The 23,004-nt window shown below is 43.2% G+C and carries 20 protein-coding genes; 13 read left to right on the top strand and 7 right to left on the bottom strand.

Annotated features, from left to right (window positions below; translation table 11 throughout):
* Position 1 precedes the first annotated feature (1 nt).
* The 3 genes from JMX50_RS07860 to JMX50_RS07870 all read left to right on the top strand — a co-directional run bounded on the left by JMX50_RS07860 (position 2) and on the right by JMX50_RS07870 (position 4,552).
* The gene (locus tag JMX50_RS07860) at positions 2 to 1,684 is read left to right on the top strand and encodes an ABC transporter ATP-binding protein (RefSeq protein ID WP_413786829.1); all 1,683 of its coding nucleotides are present in this window, start codon (positions 2 to 4) and stop codon (positions 1,682 to 1,684) included.
* A gap of 56 nt (positions 1,685 to 1,740) precedes the next feature.
* On the top strand, positions 1,741 to 2,955 hold the full coding sequence (locus JMX50_RS07865) for a low temperature requirement protein A (RefSeq protein WP_227670970.1): 1,215 nt from the start codon (positions 1,741 to 1,743) through the stop codon (positions 2,953 to 2,955).
* Positions 2,956 to 3,241: 286 nt separating this feature from the next.
* Complete coding sequence (locus JMX50_RS07870) at positions 3,242 to 4,552, top strand: iron-containing alcohol dehydrogenase (protein ID WP_201564989.1); 1,311 nt, start codon at positions 3,242 to 3,244, stop codon at positions 4,550 to 4,552.
* A gap of 124 nt (positions 4,553 to 4,676) precedes the next feature.
* On the opposite strand, the gene folE is transcribed toward JMX50_RS07870, so the two are convergent.
* Positions 4,677 to 5,273, bottom strand: coding sequence for a GTP cyclohydrolase I FolE (gene folE, locus JMX50_RS07875; protein ID WP_183618337.1), 597 nt, complete (start codon positions 5,271 to 5,273; stop codon positions 4,677 to 4,679).
* A 353-nt stretch (positions 5,274 to 5,626) separates the two neighbouring features.
* Here folE and JMX50_RS07880 point away from each other — a divergent pair, with 353 nt between their 5' ends.
* Complete coding sequence (locus JMX50_RS07880; protein WP_068405263.1) at positions 5,627 to 6,433, top strand: enoyl-ACP reductase; 807 nt, start codon at positions 5,627 to 5,629, stop codon at positions 6,431 to 6,433.
* A gap of 109 nt (positions 6,434 to 6,542) precedes the next feature.
* On the top strand, positions 6,543 to 7,241 hold the full coding sequence (locus JMX50_RS07885; protein WP_201564990.1) for a YoaK family protein: 699 nt from the start codon (positions 6,543 to 6,545) through the stop codon (positions 7,239 to 7,241).
* A gap of 53 nt (positions 7,242 to 7,294) precedes the next feature.
* Here JMX50_RS07885 and JMX50_RS07890 read toward each other — a convergent pair whose 3' ends face one another.
* Positions 7,295 to 7,456 carry a hypothetical protein gene (locus JMX50_RS07890; RefSeq protein WP_201564991.1) on the bottom strand — a complete coding sequence of 54 codons (162 nt, stop codon included), beginning with the start codon at positions 7,454 to 7,456 and terminating at the stop codon, positions 7,295 to 7,297.
* A 400-nt stretch (positions 7,457 to 7,856) separates the two neighbouring features.
* On the opposite strand from JMX50_RS07890, the gene JMX50_RS07895 reads away from it, so the two are divergent.
* The 5 genes from JMX50_RS07895 (at position 7,857) to JMX50_RS07915 (ending at position 15,477) form a co-directional block, all read left to right on the top strand.
* Positions 7,857 to 9,278, top strand: a complete 1,422-nt coding sequence (locus JMX50_RS07895; RefSeq protein ID WP_201564992.1) for an SLC13 family permease — start codon at positions 7,857 to 7,859, stop codon at positions 9,276 to 9,278.
* A gap of 172 nt (positions 9,279 to 9,450) precedes the next feature.
* Positions 9,451 to 10,041, top strand: a complete 591-nt coding sequence (locus JMX50_RS07900; RefSeq protein ID WP_201629111.1) for a DUF1543 domain-containing protein — start codon at positions 9,451 to 9,453, stop codon at positions 10,039 to 10,041.
* A gap of 1 nt (position 10,042) precedes the next feature.
* Positions 10,043 to 10,360, top strand: a complete 318-nt coding sequence (locus tag JMX50_RS07905; RefSeq protein WP_201629112.1) for a hypothetical protein — start codon at positions 10,043 to 10,045, stop codon at positions 10,358 to 10,360.
* A 219-nt stretch (positions 10,361 to 10,579) separates the two neighbouring features.
* Positions 10,580 to 14,932, top strand: coding sequence for an ATP-dependent RNA helicase HrpA (hrpA, locus tag JMX50_RS07910; RefSeq protein WP_227670971.1), 4,353 nt, complete (start codon positions 10,580 to 10,582; stop codon positions 14,930 to 14,932).
* A gap of 176 nt (positions 14,933 to 15,108) precedes the next feature.
* Positions 15,109 to 15,477 carry a hypothetical protein gene (locus tag JMX50_RS07915; protein ID WP_201564995.1) on the top strand — a complete coding sequence of 123 codons (369 nt, stop codon included), beginning with the start codon at positions 15,109 to 15,111 and terminating at the stop codon, positions 15,475 to 15,477.
* Between the two features lie 124 nt (positions 15,478 to 15,601).
* Here the strand turns inward: JMX50_RS07915 and JMX50_RS07920 are convergent, their stop codons facing one another.
* Entirely contained in the window at positions 15,602 to 17,014 is a 1,413-nt protein-coding gene (locus JMX50_RS07920) for an aspartate ammonia-lyase (RefSeq protein ID WP_201620297.1), read from the bottom strand.
* A 552-nt stretch (positions 17,015 to 17,566) separates the two neighbouring features.
* Positions 17,567 to 17,902, bottom strand: coding sequence for a hypothetical protein (locus JMX50_RS07925; RefSeq protein ID WP_201629113.1), 336 nt, complete (start codon positions 17,900 to 17,902; stop codon positions 17,567 to 17,569).
* A gap of 278 nt (positions 17,903 to 18,180) precedes the next feature.
* On the opposite strand from JMX50_RS07925, the gene JMX50_RS07930 reads away from it, so the two are divergent.
* Positions 18,181 to 18,801 carry a class I SAM-dependent methyltransferase gene (locus tag JMX50_RS07930; protein ID WP_201629114.1) on the top strand — a complete coding sequence of 207 codons (621 nt, stop codon included), beginning with the start codon at positions 18,181 to 18,183 and terminating at the stop codon, positions 18,799 to 18,801.
* A 122-nt stretch (positions 18,802 to 18,923) separates the two neighbouring features.
* Here JMX50_RS07930 and JMX50_RS07935 read toward each other — a convergent pair whose 3' ends face one another.
* Positions 18,924 to 19,790 (bottom strand): AraC family transcriptional regulator, encoded by an 867-nt coding sequence (locus JMX50_RS07935; protein ID WP_201629115.1) that lies wholly within the window; start codon positions 19,788 to 19,790, stop codon positions 18,924 to 18,926.
* A gap of 203 nt (positions 19,791 to 19,993) precedes the next feature.
* On the opposite strand from JMX50_RS07935, the gene JMX50_RS07940 reads away from it, so the two are divergent.
* Positions 19,994 to 20,407, top strand: a complete 414-nt coding sequence (locus JMX50_RS07940; protein ID WP_201629116.1) for an organic hydroperoxide resistance protein — start codon at positions 19,994 to 19,996, stop codon at positions 20,405 to 20,407.
* Between the two features lie 251 nt (positions 20,408 to 20,658).
* On the opposite strand, the gene JMX50_RS07945 is transcribed toward JMX50_RS07940, so the two are convergent.
* On the bottom strand, positions 20,659 to 21,030 hold the full coding sequence (locus JMX50_RS07945; RefSeq protein ID WP_201625954.1) for an MliC family protein: 372 nt from the start codon (positions 21,028 to 21,030) through the stop codon (positions 20,659 to 20,661).
* A 205-nt stretch (positions 21,031 to 21,235) separates the two neighbouring features.
* Positions 21,236 to 22,114 carry a DMT family transporter gene (locus JMX50_RS07950; protein ID WP_201629117.1) on the bottom strand — a complete coding sequence of 293 codons (879 nt, stop codon included), beginning with the start codon at positions 22,112 to 22,114 and terminating at the stop codon, positions 21,236 to 21,238.
* 139 nt (positions 22,115 to 22,253) lie between these two features.
* Here JMX50_RS07950 and JMX50_RS07955 point away from each other — a divergent pair, with 139 nt between their 5' ends.
* Complete coding sequence (locus JMX50_RS07955) at positions 22,254 to 22,937, top strand: DUF421 domain-containing protein (protein ID WP_201629118.1); 684 nt, start codon at positions 22,254 to 22,256, stop codon at positions 22,935 to 22,937.
* The last annotated feature ends 67 nt before the right edge of the window (positions 22,938 to 23,004 follow it).

Genomic DNA, 23,004 nt, shown 5'->3' on the forward strand with positions numbered 1-23,004 from the left:
TATGATAACCGCTAATATAACAACTGCTACTAAGCAAAAAAAGCGTTTAAATGACAATCATAGCAATGCACAAAACAAGCTTATGCTGGTAGTGGATAAGCTTAGTATTGCCAACACTCTTGGCGTGCCTTTAGTCGATAAGCTAACGTATGAGCTGCGGCAAGGACAAACACTTGCTATAGTTGGTGAGTCGGGCTCTGGTAAGTCGATTGCCAGTCTTGCACTATTGGGTTTGCTACCGGACAGTTTGACCGTTACTGGCGATGTACAATTAGCAGATGTAACAGGAATGGTGACATTACCGGTAGCTAATAATAAGGCACGTAATGCGGCGCTGCGCTCTATTCGTGGTCAGCGTATCGGTATGGTGTTTCAAGAGCCGATGACGGCGCTTAATCCACTACATACGGTCGGCAAACAAATTGCTGAATCATTGCATCTCAGCGGCGTAGCCAAAAAGCAATGGCGCGAAAAAAGTATCGCCTTGTTAAATGATGTCAATATCAACGACCCTGCTGATAAACTGAATCGCTATCCGCATGAGCTATCAGGTGGCCAACGTCAGCGGGTGATGATTGCCATGGCATTGGCGCAGCAACCTGATATTTTAATCGCTGATGAACCGACTACTGCGCTTGATGTGACCTTGCAACATGAGATTCTTGAGCTGTTAGATAACCTTAAGCGTCAGCATAATATGGCGATGATATTAATCAGCCATGATCTCAATCTGGTCAGGCGCTATAGCGATGACGTCATCGTCATGCGCCAAGGACACACGATTGAGCAAGGGCAAACGGCAGCAGTATTTAGCCAGCCTAAAGCGGACTATACCCGCTCGCTTATCAAGCAAGATTTCGGGCAAGCACTAAGTTTATTGGATGATGAAAGTCAGTTACCAACCGTATTGCAAGTCAGTAACTTACAAGTACAGTTTCCTATTGAAAAAAGTTTGTTTGGCGGTACCAAACGCTGGTTTGATGCAGTAAAAAATGTCGATATGATGCTACAAAAAGGGCAGGCATTAGGTATCGTTGGTGAGTCAGGTTCTGGGAAAACTACGATTGCCCTTGCGCTAAGCCAATTACTTAGCAATCAAGCGCGTGTCAGTGGTCATATAATGGTCAATGGACAAGATATTACAGCATTGTCCAAACGTGATTTGCGCACCTTCCGCTCGCAAATTCAAATGGTATTTCAAGACCCCTTTGCCAGTATTAACCCTCGCATGACGGTCATGCAAATCGTCGAAGAAGGGCTGTTAGTACAAGGTGTCAATAAAGCAGAACGTCAGCAGGCGGTCATGGACAGTCTCGCTACTGTACATTTACCATTAGCGTTTGCGCAGCGTTATCCGCATGAGCTATCAGGTGGACAGCGTCAGCGCGTGGCGCTTGCCCGTGCACTCATTATGCGACCAAGTCTGTTGATATTGGATGAGCCAACGTCCGCGCTTGATAGCACCACGCAAGTCACTGTGGTCAGCTTGCTACGAGAGATTCAAGAAAAATTGCAAGTCAGCTATGTGTTTATCAGTCATGATTTAAAAGTAGTCCGTGCCTTATGTCAGCATATGATGGTGATAAAAGACGGCGTGTGTATTGAGTCGGGTCGTAGTGAAGATGTGTTTAATAACCCAAAGCACCCATATGCGCAGCAATTATTGCAGGCGAGTGTGATATAGGCTAAGTAGGTTAGACTGAATAACTATACGAATTTAGAGAAATCGGAACTCACTACATGATAAGTAGGCTTAAAATAAAACCCATCTATGCTCGAGATACCAGCGAGCCAAACAGGCCATCAACCACGCTTGAGCTGTTGTTTGATCTAGTCTATGTAATTGCTGTCGCAGCCGCGGCACATGGGTTTTATAGTCGTTTAAGTGAGCATGACCTGTCAGGGTTTTTGACTTTTATTGTGGCGTTTTTTATTCTGTGGAATGCATGGACCAGCTTTACTTGGTTTGCGTCAGGATATGACCCTGATGATTGGTTCTATCGTATCTCAGTGATGTTTCAGATGTTTGGTTCCCTGATGATAGCGGCCAATATCCATCAGTTTTATGAACAAGGGCTGACATGGATTGGGGTGACGGGCTATGCCATTATGCGGCTGGCGAGTTGTAGTCAGTGGTGGCGCGTCTATCGACAAGTACCGGGTCACCAAAAAGTCGCTGGGCGCAGCATGGTCGGCTTGTTAACCTTGCAAGCCCTTTGGATAAGTTGGTTGTTTTTACCCGCATCATTACAAACGCCCGCTTTGTTTCTGTTTATCGCAGCAGAGCTACTCATGCCAGTATGGGCAAGATCAGAGCAGTTTAATAATTGGCATCCGGCACATATTGCCGAGCGTTACGGGCTATTGACCATCATTGTATTGGGCGAGGGCGTGGTAGGGGTTAGCAATACGATTCAATATTTTTTGACCAACTCATCCTCTGCTGCTAGCTCTATTATGTTTTTAGGCTCAAGCTTAGTCGCCTTAGTGTTCTCTTTATGGTGGCTATATTTCATCGTCCCTTTCGATACCATTTTAAATAAAGAACGCCGACGCCATGATTTATTCTTATTTGGCTATGGTCATTTTTTTATCTTTGCCTCAATCGCAGGGTTAGGCAGTATGCTGAACTTGGTCACTGAGTCTGTCGCCGCGGATACTAGTGCTCCTGGCTATCAAGTTATATCCCAGCCTTACGCAATGGGCATGTTGATGGCTATGTTAAGTGTATTTTTATTAACACTCACCATATTGCGCGAATTAATGTGCCGTAAATCGAGTCATAACGTCATTGCCATGCTTATTGCATTGATCATTATTGGGCTGAGCTATATGGCGGTTGTACAAGGACTGCCAATTACTTATGGTATTTGGCTCAGCATCTTGGCGCCTGTGGTGATGATTTGGTATTTTAATCAAGATAATAAGCAGTGGCTGGTCAAAGAAGCGAATTGATAGGGCATAGCTAAACCTATAATGACCATAAATTGGCTGCTTAATAAGTAACAGTATAAGCAACAACATAAGCAACGACGTGGCGCTAAATAATCAGAACATCGCAGTTCACAATAATCGTAACATCCTTAAAATGGCGGTGGTACAATAAGTTTAAACAGTAGTTTGCTTTATGTAGACACTGATGCAGTATCTTTATTTTTTTATTTTGACAGCGGTGATGATTCGCTGATTCAAGTTGTCGTTATTGCTAGTATTAGCATCATTAAAAAGGATTTTTATACCCATGAAAAAACAAAATACTATTTCTAAATTGGTAAACAGTACTGGCTTACAACACGCCGGTTATTTGGCGGTTGCCAAGACGCGTGCCAAAGTGCTAAAAGCCTTTGCGTACGTTGTCCCTATCAGAAGACCGATGTTGTTTGTCGGCGAGACCTCTTGTGAGGATTTGTGCGACATGCTCATCAATGAAGGTAATACCAATGTTTTTATCGTTACTGACGCGGTATTAAACAAGCTTGGTATCCCTGCGAAAGTCACTGACTACCTAGATAGCAAAAATATCAGCTATAAAGTCTATGACGGCATTACCCCAGATCCTACTTTTAAAGTCGTCGAAGAAGGCCTACGCAAGTCTGTCGACGCTAAGTGCGATTCAATTATTGCCATCGGTGGTGGTTCGGTCATTGATGCTGCTAAAATGATTGCCATGTCACAAGGCAATAACTGCAAGCCAAAACAGCTTATCGGTATCCTAAAAGCCAGAAAGCCTTCGGTTCCACTTTATTGTATTCCTACTACGGCTGGCACGGGCTCAGAAGCCACTTTGGGTGCGGTAGTATCAGACGACAAAACCCATCAAAAAGCTCTGTCTATCGACCCAAGAATGGTGCCATTAGCCGCGGCTATTGACCCAGTTATTATGAAAGGTATGCCGGCGCATATCACAGCCGATACGGGTATTGATGTCTTAACGCATGCCTTAGAAGCTTGGATGAGTGCCAATGCCAGCGTCGAGACCGACTACTATGCGGCGTCTGCAGTTAAATCTGTGATGCAAAACTTACCCCTAGTTTATAAAGATGGCGGCAATCTTAAAGCCCGTGAAGAGATGGGTATCGCCGCTCATTATGGCGGTATCGCCTTTAATAAAGCCGGTCTTGGCTACGTCCATGCCATCGCTCACCAGTTAGGAGCGCATTATAGTATTCCTCATGGTCGCGCCAATGCCATCGTGCTGCCGTATGTGCTTGACGTCAATCGTAAAGGCAGCAAGAAAAGACTGGCAGAGTTGGCTCGTAAAACCGGTATGGTAAAATCGGGTCAAGCTAACAAGAGCGATAGCGACATTGCCGACCATCTCATCGCGCAAGTACGCGAATTGATTGCCACTTTACATATCGATCCAACCGTTAAAGGCATGCAAAGCAGTGATTTTGATAACATTGCCAAAGCCGCGGCTAAAGAAGTCAGTGATACTTATGCGGTACCGACTTATCTGTCTGCAGCTGAAATCAAGGCTATTTTAACTAAGATTCAGCAAGCCAGTGATGAGCACGCAAGTCGTGACTCAAAAAATGATAAGGTGGCTTAATAGCTCTCATTAACAATCTCTAATTAACAACCTTTATAAATAAAAAAGAGCATATTGCTAATATGGCAATATGCTCTTTTTTTTGACTTTTATTTCTGTCGCTGGTTTTTATCTTGATTGATATTTAAAAAGCAGGTTTACGCTTTGGCACCGCATCTAAAAATTCATTACGTGCTTGATTGTCGTGTACATATTCGCCCAGCATCGCTGTACTGCGCGTGGTTGAATGCTGTTTATTCACGCCGCGCATCATCATGCACATGTGCGCTGCATCCATGACCACCGCCACACCGCGGCAACCCGTCACATCCATAATCGTTTGCGCCACTTGTTCGCTTAAATTCTCTTGAATTTGCAAACGACGGGCAAACATATCGACGATACGAGCGAATTTTGACAGCCCTAATACGTGACCATTCGGCAAGTAGCCGATGTGCGCGACGCCATGAAACGGCAACATATGATGCTCACATAATGAATAAAATTCAATGTTTTGCACCAAGACCAATTCACGATTGGTCGATGGGAATACCGCGCCATTGACAACTTCATCCAAGCTTTGATGATAACCCTTAGTCAAATGCGCAAACGCTTTTGCTGCACGCGTTGGGGTGTCTTGCAAGCCGGGACGCTCTAAGTCTTCGCCAGTCGAGGTGATTAGCTGACGATAAGATTCGACACTTTCTTGAAAATCTGATGCTAGTGTTGGGGTATTGCTCATAAGTTTGGCAGCCATCCAAAATGTGGGTGTAGCTTAACGCTAAATCCTTGGTTACAAACAACGGTTGTAACGGATTTTTATAAAAATTGTGCAAGCTGGGAGGGCTGTGATTATACTTGAAATCCGCTCAACTTCATACTGCTGTGGTCAGTAGATAATCGTTTTATCCATATTAGATGGTACTATTAAAAGAGAATAGGTGTTCATACAGTGTAAGTAAATACAGTATACGAGTGTTTACTTAAATTAATTCGTGTATAATGAGTCATCTTTTAACTTGTGCTTTTACTCGCTATTTGTGCGCGAGCTATTAAAAATAATCTATCATTTAAATCGATTTACAGGGAAATATTATGCTACTACAAGGACAACGCTTTGTCGTCACTGGCATCGCAAGCAAGCTTTCTATCGCTTGGGCAATTGCTGAAGCCCTACATCGTGAAGGCGCGTCGTTAATTCTCACTTATCCAAACGATAAAATTAAAAAACGGGTCGATATGGCCGCAGAAGCCTTTGAAGCTGATTTGGTACTTGAGTGTGATGTGGCATCCGATGAGTCGATTGCGGCATGTTTTGAGCAAGTGACCGCGCATTGGGGCGATGGTATTGATGGCGTGGTACACGCGATTGGCTTTGCACCGATGGATCAATTGGATGGTGATTTTGTCAATGCCACCACTCGTGAAGGCAGCCAAATTGCCCATGATATCTCAAGCTATAGCTTTGTGGCATTGGCCAAAGAAGCGCGCGCTTTATTGGCCATGCGCCATGGTTCTATGCTGACCTTGACTTATGAAGGTAGTATTTCAGTATTGCCAAATTACAACGTCATGGGCATGGCAAAGGCCAGTTTAGAGGCCAGCGTTCGCTACCTTGCCACTTCGATGGGCGGTGAAGGTATCCGTGTCAATGCCATTTCTGCTGGCCCTATCCGTACCCTTGCGGCAAGCGGCATCAAATCGTTCCGTAAAATGCTTGATATCAGTGAAAAAATCGCTCCGCTACAGCGTAATATTACTCAGACTGAAGTCGGTAATGCGGCGCTTTTCTTGTTATCACCGTGGGCATCTGGTATCACCGGTGAGATTATGTTTGTGGACGCAGGTTTTAATACCGTTGCCATCAGTGAGCAATTAATGATGCTTGATGAGACAAAATAATTGTTTTAATCAAGGTTAATATGATTTAAGACGTAAGGAAGGCAGCCAATTGGCTGTCTTTTTTGGTTATAATAGGGGCTTTTTGGTAACAAGCCATAAAGCGACGAATATGATAACCAAATTACCAGGATGGATATTGTGGGGCGGCGCTGTGCTGGCATTCAGTGCAGGCTGCGTCAATACAGCAGCATTAATGGGCTTTACTAATTTATCTGTCTCGCATGTGACGGGTAACGTTAGCTTATTTTCAGCCGCGATTGCCCATTTAGACGGCCGCAGTATTTTATATATCGGTGCGCTACTGCTGTCTTTTTTGGCAGGGGCGGTATTGAGCGGCTATGTGATTGGTCAACGGTCATTAAAATTAGGTCGGCGTTACGGCACGGCGCTGTATATCGAAGCGGCGTTGTTATTGATGAGCTACTGGTTATATCAGCAGCATGATTATTTAGGGCAGTTGGCGGCGGCAATGGCGTGCGGGTTGCAGAATGCGATGGTCGCCACTTATAGCGGGGCTGTTATTCGTACCACGCATTTGACCGGTCTAACCTCTGATATGGGCGCTGCAATCGGCAATTGGTTGGCTGGTCGTCGTATCAGTAAGCCGACACTGGGCTTTCAGGCAATTATTTGGTACAGCTTTAGCGGTGGCGGAGCGGTCGGGGCATTTTTATATGCCAAAGTCGGCTATGGGGCGTTATTTGTCCCTATCACCATTGTTTTGTGCGCGGCATTTATATATAACTATGTGTCAGATCGTCTGCCAGAAAAAAGACAGCCAAGACGCAAAAAGCACCCATCTACTTGATGGGCGCTTTTATTTTAATGTTATTACTTAAATAAGCTTAATTCTTAGATAAATTATTTCTCGTCTTCTTCATGATTTTCATGTTCATGCAAACCTTGCATCATATCCAGTGCAGAGTCATCAGTGCGCTGTTGGTCTTTTTTGGCCAAGCCATCTTGGTTGATGTCTTTTGGTGCCATTTTAGTGGTCGAGTCGGTTTTATTTGAATCTGTCATAAAGTACTCCTAATTATTTTTATCAACTTCCAATAAAAAACGTTATAAGAATTTAATAAGTAACGTTTATTGGTGTTTGGTTTTATAGCGACTCATTTAGTATGGGATAGCAGCATGTGCTTGTACATATACAGTGTACGCTGGTTTAGTGACGATGTGTAACGGCAACTAACAAGGATTACTACTTGATAAGGCTAATTAGCTATAGGGGTTTAAAAACCCCCCTATCCCTTATCTATTGCAAATTTAATAACCGCTTTGTTACATCAGTTTTTTGTTATATATCTGTTATGATGTCGGCGTCTTTTTAGTGGTTGCCGATGAATGCATGGCAAATCGCTAAAATACATCTTTATTTTAGCGTCTTTTTACACCGTCTTTGGGGAAATAAGGACATTTTATGTCAGAGCAAAAACTAGATAGCCATCTTCCGGATGATGGCAACGAGTACTTATTTACCGATACCTTTCCAAAGGGTACCGGTAAAGGACTGATAGTAGTCGCTATTGCGGCGGTTATCAGTATGATTATTTATAATGTATTGCCGTTCGATATCAATGCCAATAAAGGCCTAGCGGTGTTGTTTTTCATCGGTGTGCTGTGGCTGACAGAGGCGGTACACGTCACGATTACCGCGCTTTTAGTGGTCGTCGTCGGTGCGCTGATTGGCATTCCAGAATTCGATGCGGAAATTGGTTTACAAAGCTTTGCCAATCCGACCATTTATTTATTCTTTGGTGGTTTTGCTTTGGCTGCGGCACTACACGTGCAGCAACTCGATAAAAAAATCGCGCTAAAGATTTTATCGATGTCAGGCGGCAAACTCAGTACGGCGGTATTTTTGATATTTGGCGTGACCGCATTTTTGTCAATGTGGATATCAAATACCGCGACCGCTGCGATGATGTTGCCACTGGCACTCGGTATTTTGACCCAAGTTGACCGTGAAAAAGACCGTGGTACTTTTGTATTTGTACTGCTAGGTATTGCTTACTCAGCGAGCCTTGGTGGTTTGGGTACCATCGTTGGTTCACCGCCAAACGCCATCGCGGCAAAGGCGCTCAACATTGCCTTTGTGGACTGGATGAAGTTTGGTGTACCGATGATGCTGGTGCTATTGCCACTATTATTGGGTGCGATGTATCTGTTTCTCAAACCCAATCTCAATCGTAAAATTGTACTGGTTGAAGACGAGCCTATCGCATGGAATAAACCGCGTGTGGTTACGATTATCGTCTTTATCGTCACTGCATTAAGCTGGATATTCTCTAAGAAAATCGGTGCTGCATTGGATATTACTGATACCGATGCTGTGATTGCCTTATCAGCTGCTGCCGCTGTGGTCAGCTTGGGCTTGGTATCTTGGAAGCAAGTGTCCGATAATACCGATTGGGGCGTGCTCATGCTATTCGGTGGTGGTATTGCGCTATCGACGATTTTGAAGGTGTCAGGTGCATCTTTAGTATTGGGTGAAACGGTCGCCAATGCGCTGTCGTCAGCACCGCTTATCGTGGTGATGATTGCGGTATCAGCCTTTATTATCTTCTTGACAGAATTTGCTTCTAATACGGCTTCTGCAGCCTTGTTGGTGCCAGTATTTGCTGCTATTGCCGAGCAGATGGGTCTGCCACACGAAGTGTTGGTATTGGTCATCGGTATTGGGGCATCGTGTGCCTTTATGCTACCGGTTGCGACTCCGCCAAACGCGATTGTCTTTGGTACAGGGCTGATTAAGCAGAACGAGATGATTCGTACGGGTGTTATCCTCAATATCATTGCTACCTTTGTGGTCGGACTGTGGGCTTATTTCTTCTTAATATAGCCTAGCAATCAAGTTCATCATAACTCCTAAAACCCGATGTTTAAGCGCTTAAACATTGGGTTTTTTTATTTCTTTTTATTTGCAATGACTATATAACTAGAGCGTGTTATCGTTTTAAAGTGAGGACATGCTCTAACCATAAGTTTTATATACCTAATAAGGACTGCTTAAAATGCTAACACTGTTTATGGTGCAACTTGGTGGTCGCCCTAAAGGTCGTTTGATTGAGCAGCACGATATATTTTTTGGCGTGGCTAATGAAGTCAGCGAGTTGATAGACGATATCAATCAGCATTGGCCGGAAGTCAGAAATAAATGGCATATTGATTCGTACAGAGCGATTAGCAAAGTCGATAATTATGCGATTAAATTGGTCGAATCAAGTAGCCAAGCAGAGAGTGCTAACGGTTTAAAATTGTTTTTTATCAATTTAGGTGGCTATCAGCAAGGCAGTTTTGAGGAGTTTCATCACAAGCTACTTATCGTTGCTACTACTCAAGCGGATGCCATTAAGCAAGCAAAGCAGAGCAAGTTTTATAAGCAGTTTACCTTTAAAGATAAAGCTTCACCTTTCAACGCAGCCTCGCATATCGATGATAAGTTTGAAGTAGATATCGATGATATATACAACGTCAATGACCTTATCTCAAACGTTCAGCTGTTAATTGAGCCTATGGCTAATGATAGTCATGAGCTTGTGAATGCTGATGATAAAGAGTACGTTGGTTATCTGAGTATCAAGAATTTAAGGAAGTTAGCATAATATGGCTTTAAATATGTATTTTAAAAACGGCATCATTCGCAAAACGCGTTGCCAGATACCTGATGAGTTATTGACCACGCTTTATCAGGTTCATAATAATGCCAATTTTCCACAATTGACGTGGTTAATTGATAAGCTTTATGAAAATCCGCAGATTCAGCCTGACGTCGCTAAGTTATTAGCCGATGAGGTGGTCGCGTTTGAGAGATTAATACTTTCGTTGCACCTGCCTTTTCCTATGGTGCCACTGCAAAAGCTCCATACCTTCTTTACGGGAGCTGTGAATAGTCGACAGGTTATTCATACCAGTAACGCTTAATTTTACTCTTTAGGCCGTTTTTATTAGTTTTAGGGCGTGCTTGATGGCTTAACCATGGGCATGAAAAGAGCTATTACATTATCAATGCCATCAAAGCTAGGGCTCTCAAAACTGATAAAAGATTTCGATGTGTCAACCAAGCACCATAACCATCTTGAATCATGCCCAAATTACCCCCATAATCTAACCACTTCCAAACAATAAATAGCCTAAGTAAATATGCCCAATACTTCTAAGAATGTCTCAGAAATGCCTACTGAAAACACCGCCAATGAACTAAGCTCCAATGAACTAAGCTCCAATGAACGAAACACCAGTGCCTTTAGCTCCAATCAGTCAAGTAATGAATCAAGTAAAGTTGCAAACTTAGATAATGATGACTCAAATATCACGGCAAACACTGATAATGCATCTTTGCAAGCTAAAGTTGCCGCTGATGATTTACCTGTTTTAGCTAAAGATAGCTATTTTCTTAGCCGCTTAGAGCGTGAGCTGGCGCGTGCTGCTGTGGCTAACAATAAGAGAGATAAAAAAGATGCTGATAATAAAGCAGAAGATGGGCTAGCCAAAAAACGTGCCCAATATGACAAAATAAAAACCCGCTCACAGCAAGCGGTGCAGGCACGTATGGATAGCATTCCAGACAAACTGGCTGAAAAGCTGAATCTTGATTTGCCCGTGAGTCAACGTGCTGATGATTTAATCCAAGCTATTATTGATAACCAAGTGATTATTGTCGCAGGCGAGACGGGCTCTGGTAAGACGACGCAATTGCCGAAATTGGCGATGTTGGCAGGTCGCGGTATTACGGGGCAAATAGGGCATACCCAACCTCGACGACTGGCTGCTAGAAGTGTGGCGAACCGTATCGCTGAAGAATTGGGCGAGCAGCTCGGTAATACGGTCAGCTTTAAGATTCGTTTTAATGAGCAAGGCACAGCGCAATCAGTCGTGAAGCTCATGACTGATGGTATTTTGCTGGCGGAATTGGGCCATGATCGGTTTTTAAGTAAATACGACACCATTATTATTGATGAAGCCCATGAGCGTAGCTTAAACATTGACTTTATTATGGGTTACCTAAAAAAGCTATTACCCAAGCGCCCTGATTTAAAAGTCATCATTACCTCTGCAACCCTCGATACCAAGCGCTTTAGTGAATACTTTAGTCGTTATGATAATAAGCTCAAGCGTAACGTGCCTGCGCCGATTTTTAATGTCGAAGGTCGTAGTTTTCCTGTTGAAGTTCGTTATCGTCCGTTGACCGATGAGCCAGTAAACAGCTCGGATGATGACAGCTATGATGATTTTGAAGAAAATCTGCCACGTGCGGTCGTTGCCGCAGTCGAGGAATGTTTTAGCGATGCACAAAACAAAGGTCATGCTGATCAAGCAGATATTTTAATATTTGCGGCGACAGAAGCTGAAATTCGTGAGCTCCAAGAGGTGCTTGAGCGTCATGGGCCAAAACATACCGAAGTGCTGCCACTATTTGCACGGCAGACTTACGAAGAGCAGCAGCGTATCTTTCAGCCCTCAGGTCGCGGTCGGCGTATCGTTATCGCGACCAACGTTGCCGAGACTGCGCTGACCGTACCCGGCATTCGCTATGTGATTGACTTAGGTTTTGCGCGGATATCACGCTATTCGTATCGCTCACGCGTACAGCGTTTACCGATCGAAGCCATCTCACAAGCAGCAGCCAATCAGCGTAAAGGTCGCTGCGGTCGTGTTGCGCCGGGTGTTTGTATCCGTCTATATAGCGAAGAGGACTTTACTGGTCGTCCAGAGTTTACTGAACCTGAAATTTTACGGACCAATCTTGCATCCGTTATTTTACAGATGGCCAATCTGCGCTTAGGTAGTGTTGATGATTTTGCCTTTATTGAGCCACCTGATAGCCGCTTAGTTACTGATGGGCATAAGCTGCTCGATGAATTGGGCGCGATTACCTCTAAAAATGAAGCCTCTTCTGCTAAGCAAACCAACAAGCCCAGAAAAGGTCTTGATCATCTGGTTCTGACACCGACTGGGCAAAAGATGGCACGTATGCCAATCGACCCAAGGCTGGCACGTATGTTGGTTGCTGGTTCTGACTTTGATTGTATCCGTGAAATGCTCATTGTCGTTGCGGCGCTTGCTGTCCAAGATCCACGCGAGCGCCCAGTAAATAAGCGCCAGCAAGCCGATCAAAAGCACGCAGAATTTCGCCAAGATGACTCCGACTTTTTATTCTATTTAAGTCTCTGGAAAGCACTGTTTGAAAAAGACGAAGACGGCAACAAACTGTCTGGTAATCAGCGTAAGAATTTTACCAAGAAAAACTATCTGAGCTTCCCGCGTGTCCGTGAATGGAGTCAAACCCATCGCCAGCTGGTACAAATGGTTACCGAGCTGAAGCTGACTGATGTGAAAGATGCTGATAAAGGTAGTGCTAAAAATGCTTCGTTAGAGAATGTTACGAGCGACCCTACTGCAATTGAAGATGAAGAACTCAAAGCCGTTAAATATGCCAATTTACATCGTGCATTATTAACAGGATTATTGTCTACGATTGCGCATAAGACCGAAAATCGCGGTGAGTATCTTGCTGCGCGCCAGCAAAAAGCCAAAATCTTCCCAGCCAGTACGGTGTTTAAACAAGTACCGCCTTGGGTCATGGCTTTTGAAGTGGTTGAAACCTCGCAAGTCTTTATGCGTACCGTTGCCAAAATTGAGCCGGAATGGATTATCTCAGCGGCAGGTGACTTATTAAAATATCACTACTTTGAGCCGCATTGGTCGAAGAAGACGGGGCGCGTTAAAGCCTATGCGCAGATTAGTTTATTTGGTCTGATTATTATCAGTAAGCAGCTGACCAACTATGAGCAAGTCAACTTAGCTGAGTCGCGGGAAATCTTTATCCGTGATGGTTTGGTGACTGGTAATTTAGGTCGGCAAGCGCCGTTTTTACAGCATAATATGGACAAAATTGCTGATATTGAACGCATTGAAGACAAATTGCGTCGCCGTGATTTATTGGTTGATGAAGAAGCGCTGTATCAGTTTTATGATAAAAAAATCCCCGAACATATTGCCAGCCGCAAAGCGTTTGAGGATTGGCGTGCCGAGGTAGAGAAAAATGATGCGAAGCATTTATTTTTTACCGATGATGACGTGCTTAATAGCCAAGCGCCAACCACAGGCGATTTCCCAGAAGTGTGGAAATTGGGTGATTTAAAATTACCGCTACGCTATGTCTTTGATCCGTCAAGCGATGATGATGGCGTGACCATTCGTGTGCCACTGGTGGCGCTACCACAGCTCGATGCGATTGAGCTATTGTGGGGCGTGCCCGGTTGGCGCTATGAGCTGGTATTACAATTGCTCAAGTCATTGCCCAAAGACATTCGCCGTCAAATTGTACCGATTCCTGACACCGCCGATAGCTTGTTCGATGAATTGCAGCCCGCTGGTGGTCAAGGACTGCTTAAGCAGCTTTGCCAAGCCCTAAATCGTCGCGGCATTATGTCGGTGACACCAGATAGCTTTAACCCTGCTAGTATTGATCGCTATTTGCAGCCGCAAATCTGCGTGGTTGATGACAAAAATCGCATTATTGAAAAAGGTCGCGACCTACAAACGCTACAAATTCGCCATGCTAGTGAAACCCGCCAAGCGGTGAATGAGCAGCAAGGCACGCACACCGAATTCCCTGAGCATTTTGCCTTTAGCAAAAACCATCATAGTGCAGGCGTGGTGATGAAGCAGTTTGCTGCCTTGGTCGCAGACGCGTCAGGTGAAGCGGTATCGATTCATCAATATACCGATGTCAATGCGGCGTTGCAGGCGCACCGTATCGGGGTTTTAACTTTAATTAAAGGTAAGCTTGGCGCCAAGAAAAAACAGCTGACCAGTCAAATTGATAAGATATTCAAATTAGCCTTTGCGCCACTTGGGGATATGGAGAAGCTAAAAACCATCGTTATCGATGCGGCATTGGATGCGGCGCTTGAAGAGCATTATGTGTTATTTGATCATAGTGCTGATTTACCTGAAAGTGCTGATGATACTGCCATAGCCCTTGCTGAAGAATTGCCTTTCACGCCAGAAGAGTATGAAAAAACCTTGGAAGTAGTGGCAGGCAACTTCCTATTAACCGGTCAAAACGTGATAAAAACGCTTAAAAATGTCTATACCCGTTGGCAGCGTATCCGTCAGAGTTTACTCATGCTTGATAGAGAAATATTTGGCGAGTCTATCGAAGATATCGAAGATCAGCTAGAAGATTTGCAATTGGCTGATTTTGTTTATCGGATGGATTATAGCCATTGGCAGCAGTATCCACGCTATCTGGAGGCGCTGGAGATTCGTATCGAACGCCTTGAGCATAATATTGAATCCGACCTCGAAGGTGTCTATGCCCTTGATGTGCACATGGAGCGGCTAGCAAATCGTGCCAACGATAAAGCCATCAGCGAGTATCGCTGGATGGTTGAGGAATATCGCATTCAGCTCTTCGCGCAACCGATGAAAACCCGCATGGCAGTATCACCGAAGCGTCTAAGCAAGATATGGGATAAGATGAGTTAAGGCTCGATTTGAGCTTTAAAAGTTGTTAATTGACAACCTATGACAATTATCTTGTATAGCTCTTCATTCTAATCGATAATATTTAATTAAAATGAAGAGCTATTATTGTTTTACACCAAATTTTTCTGGGCTTTACACAATAGATTGATGTAATTTTTTTAGCAGGATAAAAAATAATGATTAAATTTAGACTGATAATATTAGGATTTGCATCAACTATATTTATTATTACGGGCTGTGATGAAACACAAGCCAGTAATAATAAAAACGTGAAGGAATTGACGCCAACAAGCGTGCAAAAAGAAGTGCAGTTACGGGGCGACTTCAAAAGAAGCTTTGAGGTTTATGAGTTGGCCTCTAATGACATCACTTACTACGTGTCAGATCCAAAGCAATTATTAATGAAAGATTCGAAGAGTTTCAATCAAAAAGGCTATTACAAATATTTCGAAACTTGCGTCGTTGGCAAAATCAGTTCTATTGGTAAATATGGCCCTCTAGGCAAATATCAAAATCAAATAACTGTCCGTGAAATTTGCGTGTAGTTTTGATAGTGCAAGTTATTGAATGGATGCACCTTCCAATTCTAAGTAACTAACCCTCATTATCAATAAAAAAAGGCCAGATTAGCAATCGCTAACCCAGCCTTTTTATTTAACTATATATAAACTATAGCAATGCTCTAACCTTTGGATAAACCATATTGGCAGGAGACAAGATATCATCTAGCGTCTCTTTATCCATCAGTTTTTCTTCTAATACGATGTCATAAACACTGCCACCAGTCTCTTGTGCTCTTCTTGCGACAAAAGAAGACGCATCATAACCAAGATGCGGGTTCAGCGCAGTGACCAGTCCGATATTATTGAATACCTCGACGCTACACGCCTCATTATTCATCATCAGACCATCGATACAGCGAGTAGCAAACATCTCACAGATATTGGCAAGCATGCTCATACCGGTAAACAAGTTAAAGGCAATCACTGGCTCAAAAACGTTTAGCTGTAGCTGACCATTTTCTGACGCCATAGCGATAGTATGATCGATACCCATCACATGGAAGCAAGCTTGATTGACCACTTCTGGGATAACCGGGTTTACTTTACCCGGCATAATTGAGCTACCCGGCTGCATTTCAGGCAAGCGATATTGCGCCAAACCTGCACGCGGACCTGAAGACTGCAAACGTAAGTCATGGGCAATCTTAGATAAACGGGCGGCAAACAGACGCAAGTTGCCAGACAGTGCAACATAAGCACTGGTGTCTTGCGTTGCTTCAATCAAGTCTTCAGCGATATAATAAGGTCTGCCAGTCAGCTCTGATAAGCTCTTGGCAACTTCTTCAGAATAACCCGCTGGGGCATTCAAACCGGTACCAATCGCTGTACCACCCATATTGATTTCATGAAATAGCGCGCGAGTAGCTTCGATGCGCTCCATCTCTTTTTTGATCATGGTTGCAAAGGCATTAAACTCTTGACCTGCCGTCATAGGTACGGCGTCTTGCAAATGGGTACGACCCATTTTTAATTGATCGGCAAGCTCAACGCTTTTTTTCTTCAGGCTTGTGTGCAATATAGCCATCTTATCTAACAGGCGCACGCAATAATCGTCCAAAGCAACATTCATCGCCGTAGGGTAGGCGTCGTTGGTCGATTGTGACAGGTTGACATCGTTATTTGGATGCACATGTTGATAGTCGCCTTTTTCATAACCGAGGATTTCTAGTGCTCGGTTGGCAATCACCTCATTGGCGTTCATATTGGTTGACGTACCTGCGCCGCCTTGGAACATATCTACGATAAACTGGTCGTGATATTTATTATCGATTAAGTCATCGCACGCCGCTGCAATAGCGTCTTTAACCGTGTCATTTAGTACGCCTACTTTGTTATTGGCGATAGCCGCCGCTTTTTTAACGGTGGCAAAAGCACGAATAAAGGTAGAAAACTGATTTAAGCGCACACCACTGACGGTGAAGTTTTCAAAAGCACGTAAAGTTTGGATGCCATAGTAAGCATCAGCAGGGACGTCACGATAGCCGAGTAGATCATGTTCTTGGCGAGTAGCAGTAGTCATTCAATAAAATTCCTTTCAATAAAAAGCCCTGATTAAGACGCAGTGAGACCGTCATTTATTAAAATGACAGTGGTTGCATCACATTGGTAAATCAATTCAATCAACATTCAAGCATAAGCCTTTTACAAGGCGATTAATAATGAATATTTATTGTATTATGCATAATAAAACAAAAAAGTTTATATCATAAACGGTTGATGATAAATGCTTGTGATTAGGCAAATGGGCTGAGCCATATGCTTAACTGCCGTGCAATGCTAACCCAAGCCCTCACCCTTAATTCAGATTACACTCAATCAAGTAGGGGAAGTAAGCTATGTAAGTATGGTAGGGTAAGTGATTAGCAACGATAATTACTGATATAAGCACGAGTAAAAACATAGGCAGGTATCTACTGTACTATGTTTAGACGATTAAAGCGATAAAGCGTTGCACCTTATGCCTTATAAATTATCAAGCAAAGACGAGGCGTTCTGTCTTTGCTCTAATGATTACGCTAAATATTCAGGTTTAAGGTTTCAGGTTTAAGGTTTCAGGTTTAGGGTTTAGGGTTTAGGGTTTTGCTCTTATATTTTCCGTAAGCACGCCCATACCATAAAACAAGAAGGCGATAAGCGTCAAGGCGACGATAAATGGCGTCAACAGCCAAATCACAATATTGATTAATAATGACGATAATAAGCCATTAAAGATAATCGTATGAGGGGCGATAAAGTCCGAAACGACATCGACGGCACGCTTAGCAATCGGGAAGAGTAGGGTGCTGATGGCCAAAATATAGATATATTTTGCAAAGTTAGGATTGCTTGATAAGACAATGAAGTGAAATCCCAAGTAATACATGATACCTAATGCCCAACATTTGAGGGTGTAGCTTAAACGAATCATGTGACTTCCTCCCCAATATACTTGTGATTTTCTACTCCATTAGAAGCACGTCAATTAGAAGCACGTCAATTAGAAGCACGTCAATTAGAAGCACGTCAATTAGAAGCACGTCAATTAGAAGCACTTCAATAAATGCGAAATAATGAATATATTATATATGTTATATTATGAATACATGGGTAAAGTCAATGGTTTTCTACACTCACTGTTTATTTGCTCGCTATTTATATACATATTTTATAAATAGCCTAAGCAATAATATACTAAAGGAATGAGATATGTGGAACGAGCGCTATAACGAAGCAGAGTATATCTTTGGTACCGAACCTAATGATTTTTTAAGAGATACATTTAAGAAAATAACAGCAGGTGGTAAGGTTTTATGTTTGGCTGAAGGCGAAGGTAGAAATGCGGTATTTTTGGCGGAGCAAGGCTACGAAGTGACCGCCATGGATATGTCTGAAGTAGGTTTGAATAAGGCATTAAAGCTGGCGCAAGATAGAGGTGTGGAGATTAAGACGCAGGTTGCCGATTTAGCCGACTATGAGTTTGGCGAAGCACAGTGGGATGGTATCGTTGCTATCTGGGCACATTTGCCTACAGCCATACGCCAGCACGTTCACGCTCAGATTGTAACAGCGTTAAAGCCGAATGGGATATTTCTCCTTGAGGCTTATACCGAACAGCAGCTAACCATGAATGCTGTCGGCGGACCTCCTGCAACGCAAAAAGAGCGCTTTGGTTCATTAGCAGTCTTGCGTGCCGAGCTGGCAGAGCTAGAAGAAATAACGGGTATCGAAAAGCAGCGCATGATTTTAGAAGGTACGCGCCATCAAGGTTTGAGTGCGGTGGTACAGTTTATTGCCAAAAAAACAGATAAACATAAATTTAAACGCTAATTCATAAACGTTATTGTCAGTTGTGATAATACAGATAATGACTATATTTATGGATATAAATAGTGGGCTGGCGATTCATTCTAATTGTTTAGTTACAAGTATTTAATCATAAGTACTTAATTCTAGGCATGCAATTCACCGCTCGGACTGATGCCAAATAGCCGTTTATATTCTCGGCTAAATTGGCTCGGGCTTTCATAACCAACTTGCATGGCGATTTGCGATATCTGAGAGTCATTTGCCTGAATCAGACGCCGGGCTTCCATGAGTCGCAAACTCTTTTGATATTGTAACGGGCTTAACTGAGTAATTTCTTTGAAGTGATGATGAAACCCCGAAACACTCATACCGCAGCGACTGGCCAATTCCTCTACAACAACTGCCTCATTTAGATGCGTCTTTATCCAATCGGTAGCTTGGGTGATACGGTGCGTATGGCTGCCATTGACTACCAGTTGGCGTAGTTTATTGCCTTGCTCTGCTATAAGCAGGCGATAGTAAATCTCTTGCTGAATTAATGAGGCAAGAAAGTCGATATCGTCTGGATAATCAAGCAAGTGTATAAGGCGCTCAAATGCCCCCAGTATGGTGCTGTCCAATTGCCACTTTATTCCTAAGTGATTAGCAGGTTTAAGTGCTTCGGGCTGTTTGGGCGGTATTTTTGCTAAAACCTCACCAATCATGGCAAGGTTTAATTTCATAGACAGCACAATGACCGGATGCTCTACCGATGCGTGCTTTATATGCATGCTTAAAGGAATATTGACCGGACAAAACATCAGATTGCTCTTATCAAACTTTTGGCAATCTGTACCCAAATAAATCTCACGTGCGCCTTGCAAGACGATACAAATACTGGGTTCTTGGATATAACTGATGGCTTTACTGGGTTTATCTGCACAGTAAAAAAATAAGCCTGAAATAGCAGATTCAATGGTTTGGTTTCTAGGCAAGAGGGAGAGTAGTTGCTCAATAGTTGATTGGTTCATTAGGTTTTCTTATTTTATTTAATTGCTCGATACTATAGATGTTTGTAGAATTAGGCAAGACGTTTGGAGCTATGTTCTAACAGATTGTCCTACATACTCCTATAATAGCTTTATTGAAAATGACCAAGCGCTACTGCTGATGCTAGCGCTAATAGTAGCGTTAAGCACAATAAACTATCTAAGATATAGCTGAGGAATCAATCATGAAAATATTTTATAAAACTCGCGCCACTGCAACCGGTGGTCGTTCTGGACATACGGGTCTTGACGATGGCTCATTAGGTTTTGATTTGGTCTCGTTTCAAGAAAAGGACAAAAAGGGCGTCAATCCAGAACAGCTTTTTGCCATGGGTTACGCCGCTTGTTTCGATAGCGCCTTAAACCTGACAGCTCAACAAATGAAACTGCCAATCACTGCATCAAAAACCTCTACCCAAGTTGGTATTGGCATGAAAGCTGATGGCAGCTATAACTTAGATATCGATCTGTATATCGAAGTAACTGGTATCGATGAAGCCCAAGCGCAAACGCTTATCGAAGCCGCTCATCAAGTTTGCCCATACTCCAATGCTACACGCGGCAATGTAGACGTACGCTTGCATGTGACTGTGGTTTAATGGCTTTAATTTAATCGTTGCTCTAATAACTATAAATAAATATAAAAATGACATGGCTTTTAATTGCTTGAATATATAGCGTATTTAAGCAATTTTTTTATTTCACATAAAAGATGGTATGCATAAAAAGAGCCAGTAGTTTGACTACTGGCTCTTTTGTTTCAAATAGATTTTTTTAAATAGATTTGAATGAAAATACGGATTTTATTCAAATAACTATAATGCATTTAACTACCATGCATTATTTATAATTATAGTTTGCAGTTAACTTGGTACTCTTGGCCGTTGTCTGATTTGATGGTCATGATGCCAAAATCAGCTTTGGTGTGCCAATCATAAGTGGTTTTAGGGTTCACATCGTTTACATAACGAGCGCCAGAACCTGATACCGCTTGCTTCATGGTGATTTTTGCATTGGTCAAACCAACTTTAGGCAAGGTAACGTTTAGGTTAGCAGCTTGACCGTTTGCAGTGTATGCAGCAGTTACTTGACCGTTGTCTTCACAAGTAAATGATTGAACCACTTGCTGAGGATTGGTCGTTGGTGTAGTAGTGGTCGGTGCGCTGGTTGCACAAGCAGCTAGTAATACAGCAAAAGGCGCTACGGCTAATAATTTTTTCATAATATCTCTCAATATCTATCAAAATTGGTGTGAATTTTATTTGTTACGCTAGGCGGTATAATACAACAAAAAATGTAATTTCGTGTTGTGGTTCGAGCTTAGGAAAGTAACATCGGCTAGCGGATTTATGACTAAAACACATGGCTGGTCAAGCTTTGCTTGCTATCAGCCCGTCATGGTTCTGTTATCAAACTTTTGTTTTTCCTTACTTTTTATTTAAGACAAATACCAATACTGCGCCCAAGATAACCGAGCTTGCGATAATAAACTCTAAGGTGAGCTGCTCGGACAAAAACACCACGCCCATAATTGCTGCCAGTACAGGGACACAAAGCTGTACCACCGCAGATTGGGTGGTTTTTAGCAGCGGCATGGCCACATACCACATACTGTAGCCGATGCCAGAGGCGATAGCACCTGACGCGACCGCCAGCATGACGCCTGTCATGCTTATGGTTGAGAGGTAACTCACACCGATCAGTGCCAATATCGGCACAGCAACTAGGCTTCTTAGAAAGTTAAAGCCCGTCGTTCTTAATGGCGATACGCAGGTTTTGCCGCGTATGCTATAGATACCCCAAGCGGCACCACTTATTGCCATCATCAGCGCGCCAGATAAGGAAGGCGTTGCCGCGGACGGCAGCATCAAGTAGATAAAGCCTATCAATGCTATCAAAAGCGCTAGCCACTGTATGCGGTTGAGTGGCTCTTTATTATAAATTCCCCAACCAATCATCGTGAGCTGCACGACTGCAAACAAAATAAGCGCGCCCGTGCCAGTATCAAGCGCTTGGTAAGCCACTGAAAAACACAGCGCATAAACCACTAAGCTGATAGCACTGAGCCAATCGCCTTTATCTGTTAAGACAGTAGGGTCAAAGTTGCCCGTCTGTTTTAAACTGGTTCGTCTTAAATAGTGAGCTTGTGCCATCATGATTAGCCCAAGGCAAGCGGCGCCGCTTAGCAAGCGGATAGCGGTAAAATTCCAAGCATCAATCGCACCGTCTGCCAATGCCATTCTACAAAGCAATGAGTTGGCGGCAAAGGCTATTAAGGCGGTTATCGTATATAAGGCAGCTTTCAAAATAATTCCTACAATCATTAACAGAGTTTTTGCATAAAATAGAGCGGCGTTAAGCAAAGCAGTATGTGTTAAGCACAGAAGTACGTTGAGCAATTTTGCTGCGCTAATCCTGCCAAAAAATAATAACAAGGAAAAACACATGGATTGGGCAAGTATCTTTATTTATGACACCACATGGGCATTTGCCGCCGAAATACTCATACGCGTCATTGTGATGTTTACGCTTATTATTTTGTTTTTACGTTTTACCGGTAAGCGCGGCGTGCGGCAGCTGTCTATCTTTGAGCTGACAATTATCTTATCGCTTGGCTCTATCGCTGGTGACCCGATGTTCACCGAGGACTTGCCCATTATCCAAGCGGTACTGATTATGAGTACGGTGATTGTGCTTTATCGCTTGTGTACGTGGGCGATGATGAAATTCCAAGCTTTTGAAGACTTGCTAGAAGGGAGAGCGATTTATATTGTCGAGGACAGTATGTTGGTTCTTGATAAGATAAAAAAGGGCGAAATGTCGCACGATGAGTTTTTTGCTGAAATGCGCCAGCAAGGGGTTGAGCATCTAGGGCAAGTGCGTACCGGCTTACTTGAGACAGATGGTGAATTTAGTTTATTGTTATGTTCGCCTGAGGACACCTGCTATGGCTTGCCGCTTTTCCCTAAGCAGTATCAGCCTGTCGAACAGATAGAGCCAGATGTGCATTATGCTTGTATGTATTGCGGCTATGTGGACTTTATCTCAAATCCCAATCAAGTATGCCAACGCTGTCAGAATGACTGTAAAAACTGGGCGAAAGCGTTAAACAACGAAATTATTAGATAGTTTTAGATGGTTAGCGACACAGCATTTAACCATCTTTGTTAAACAACCTGACTGCGTTAAATAGCCT

Source organism: Psychrobacter maritimus (assembly GCF_904846345.1).
Classification (GTDB): Bacteria; Pseudomonadota; Gammaproteobacteria; order Pseudomonadales; family Moraxellaceae; genus Psychrobacter; species Psychrobacter maritimus.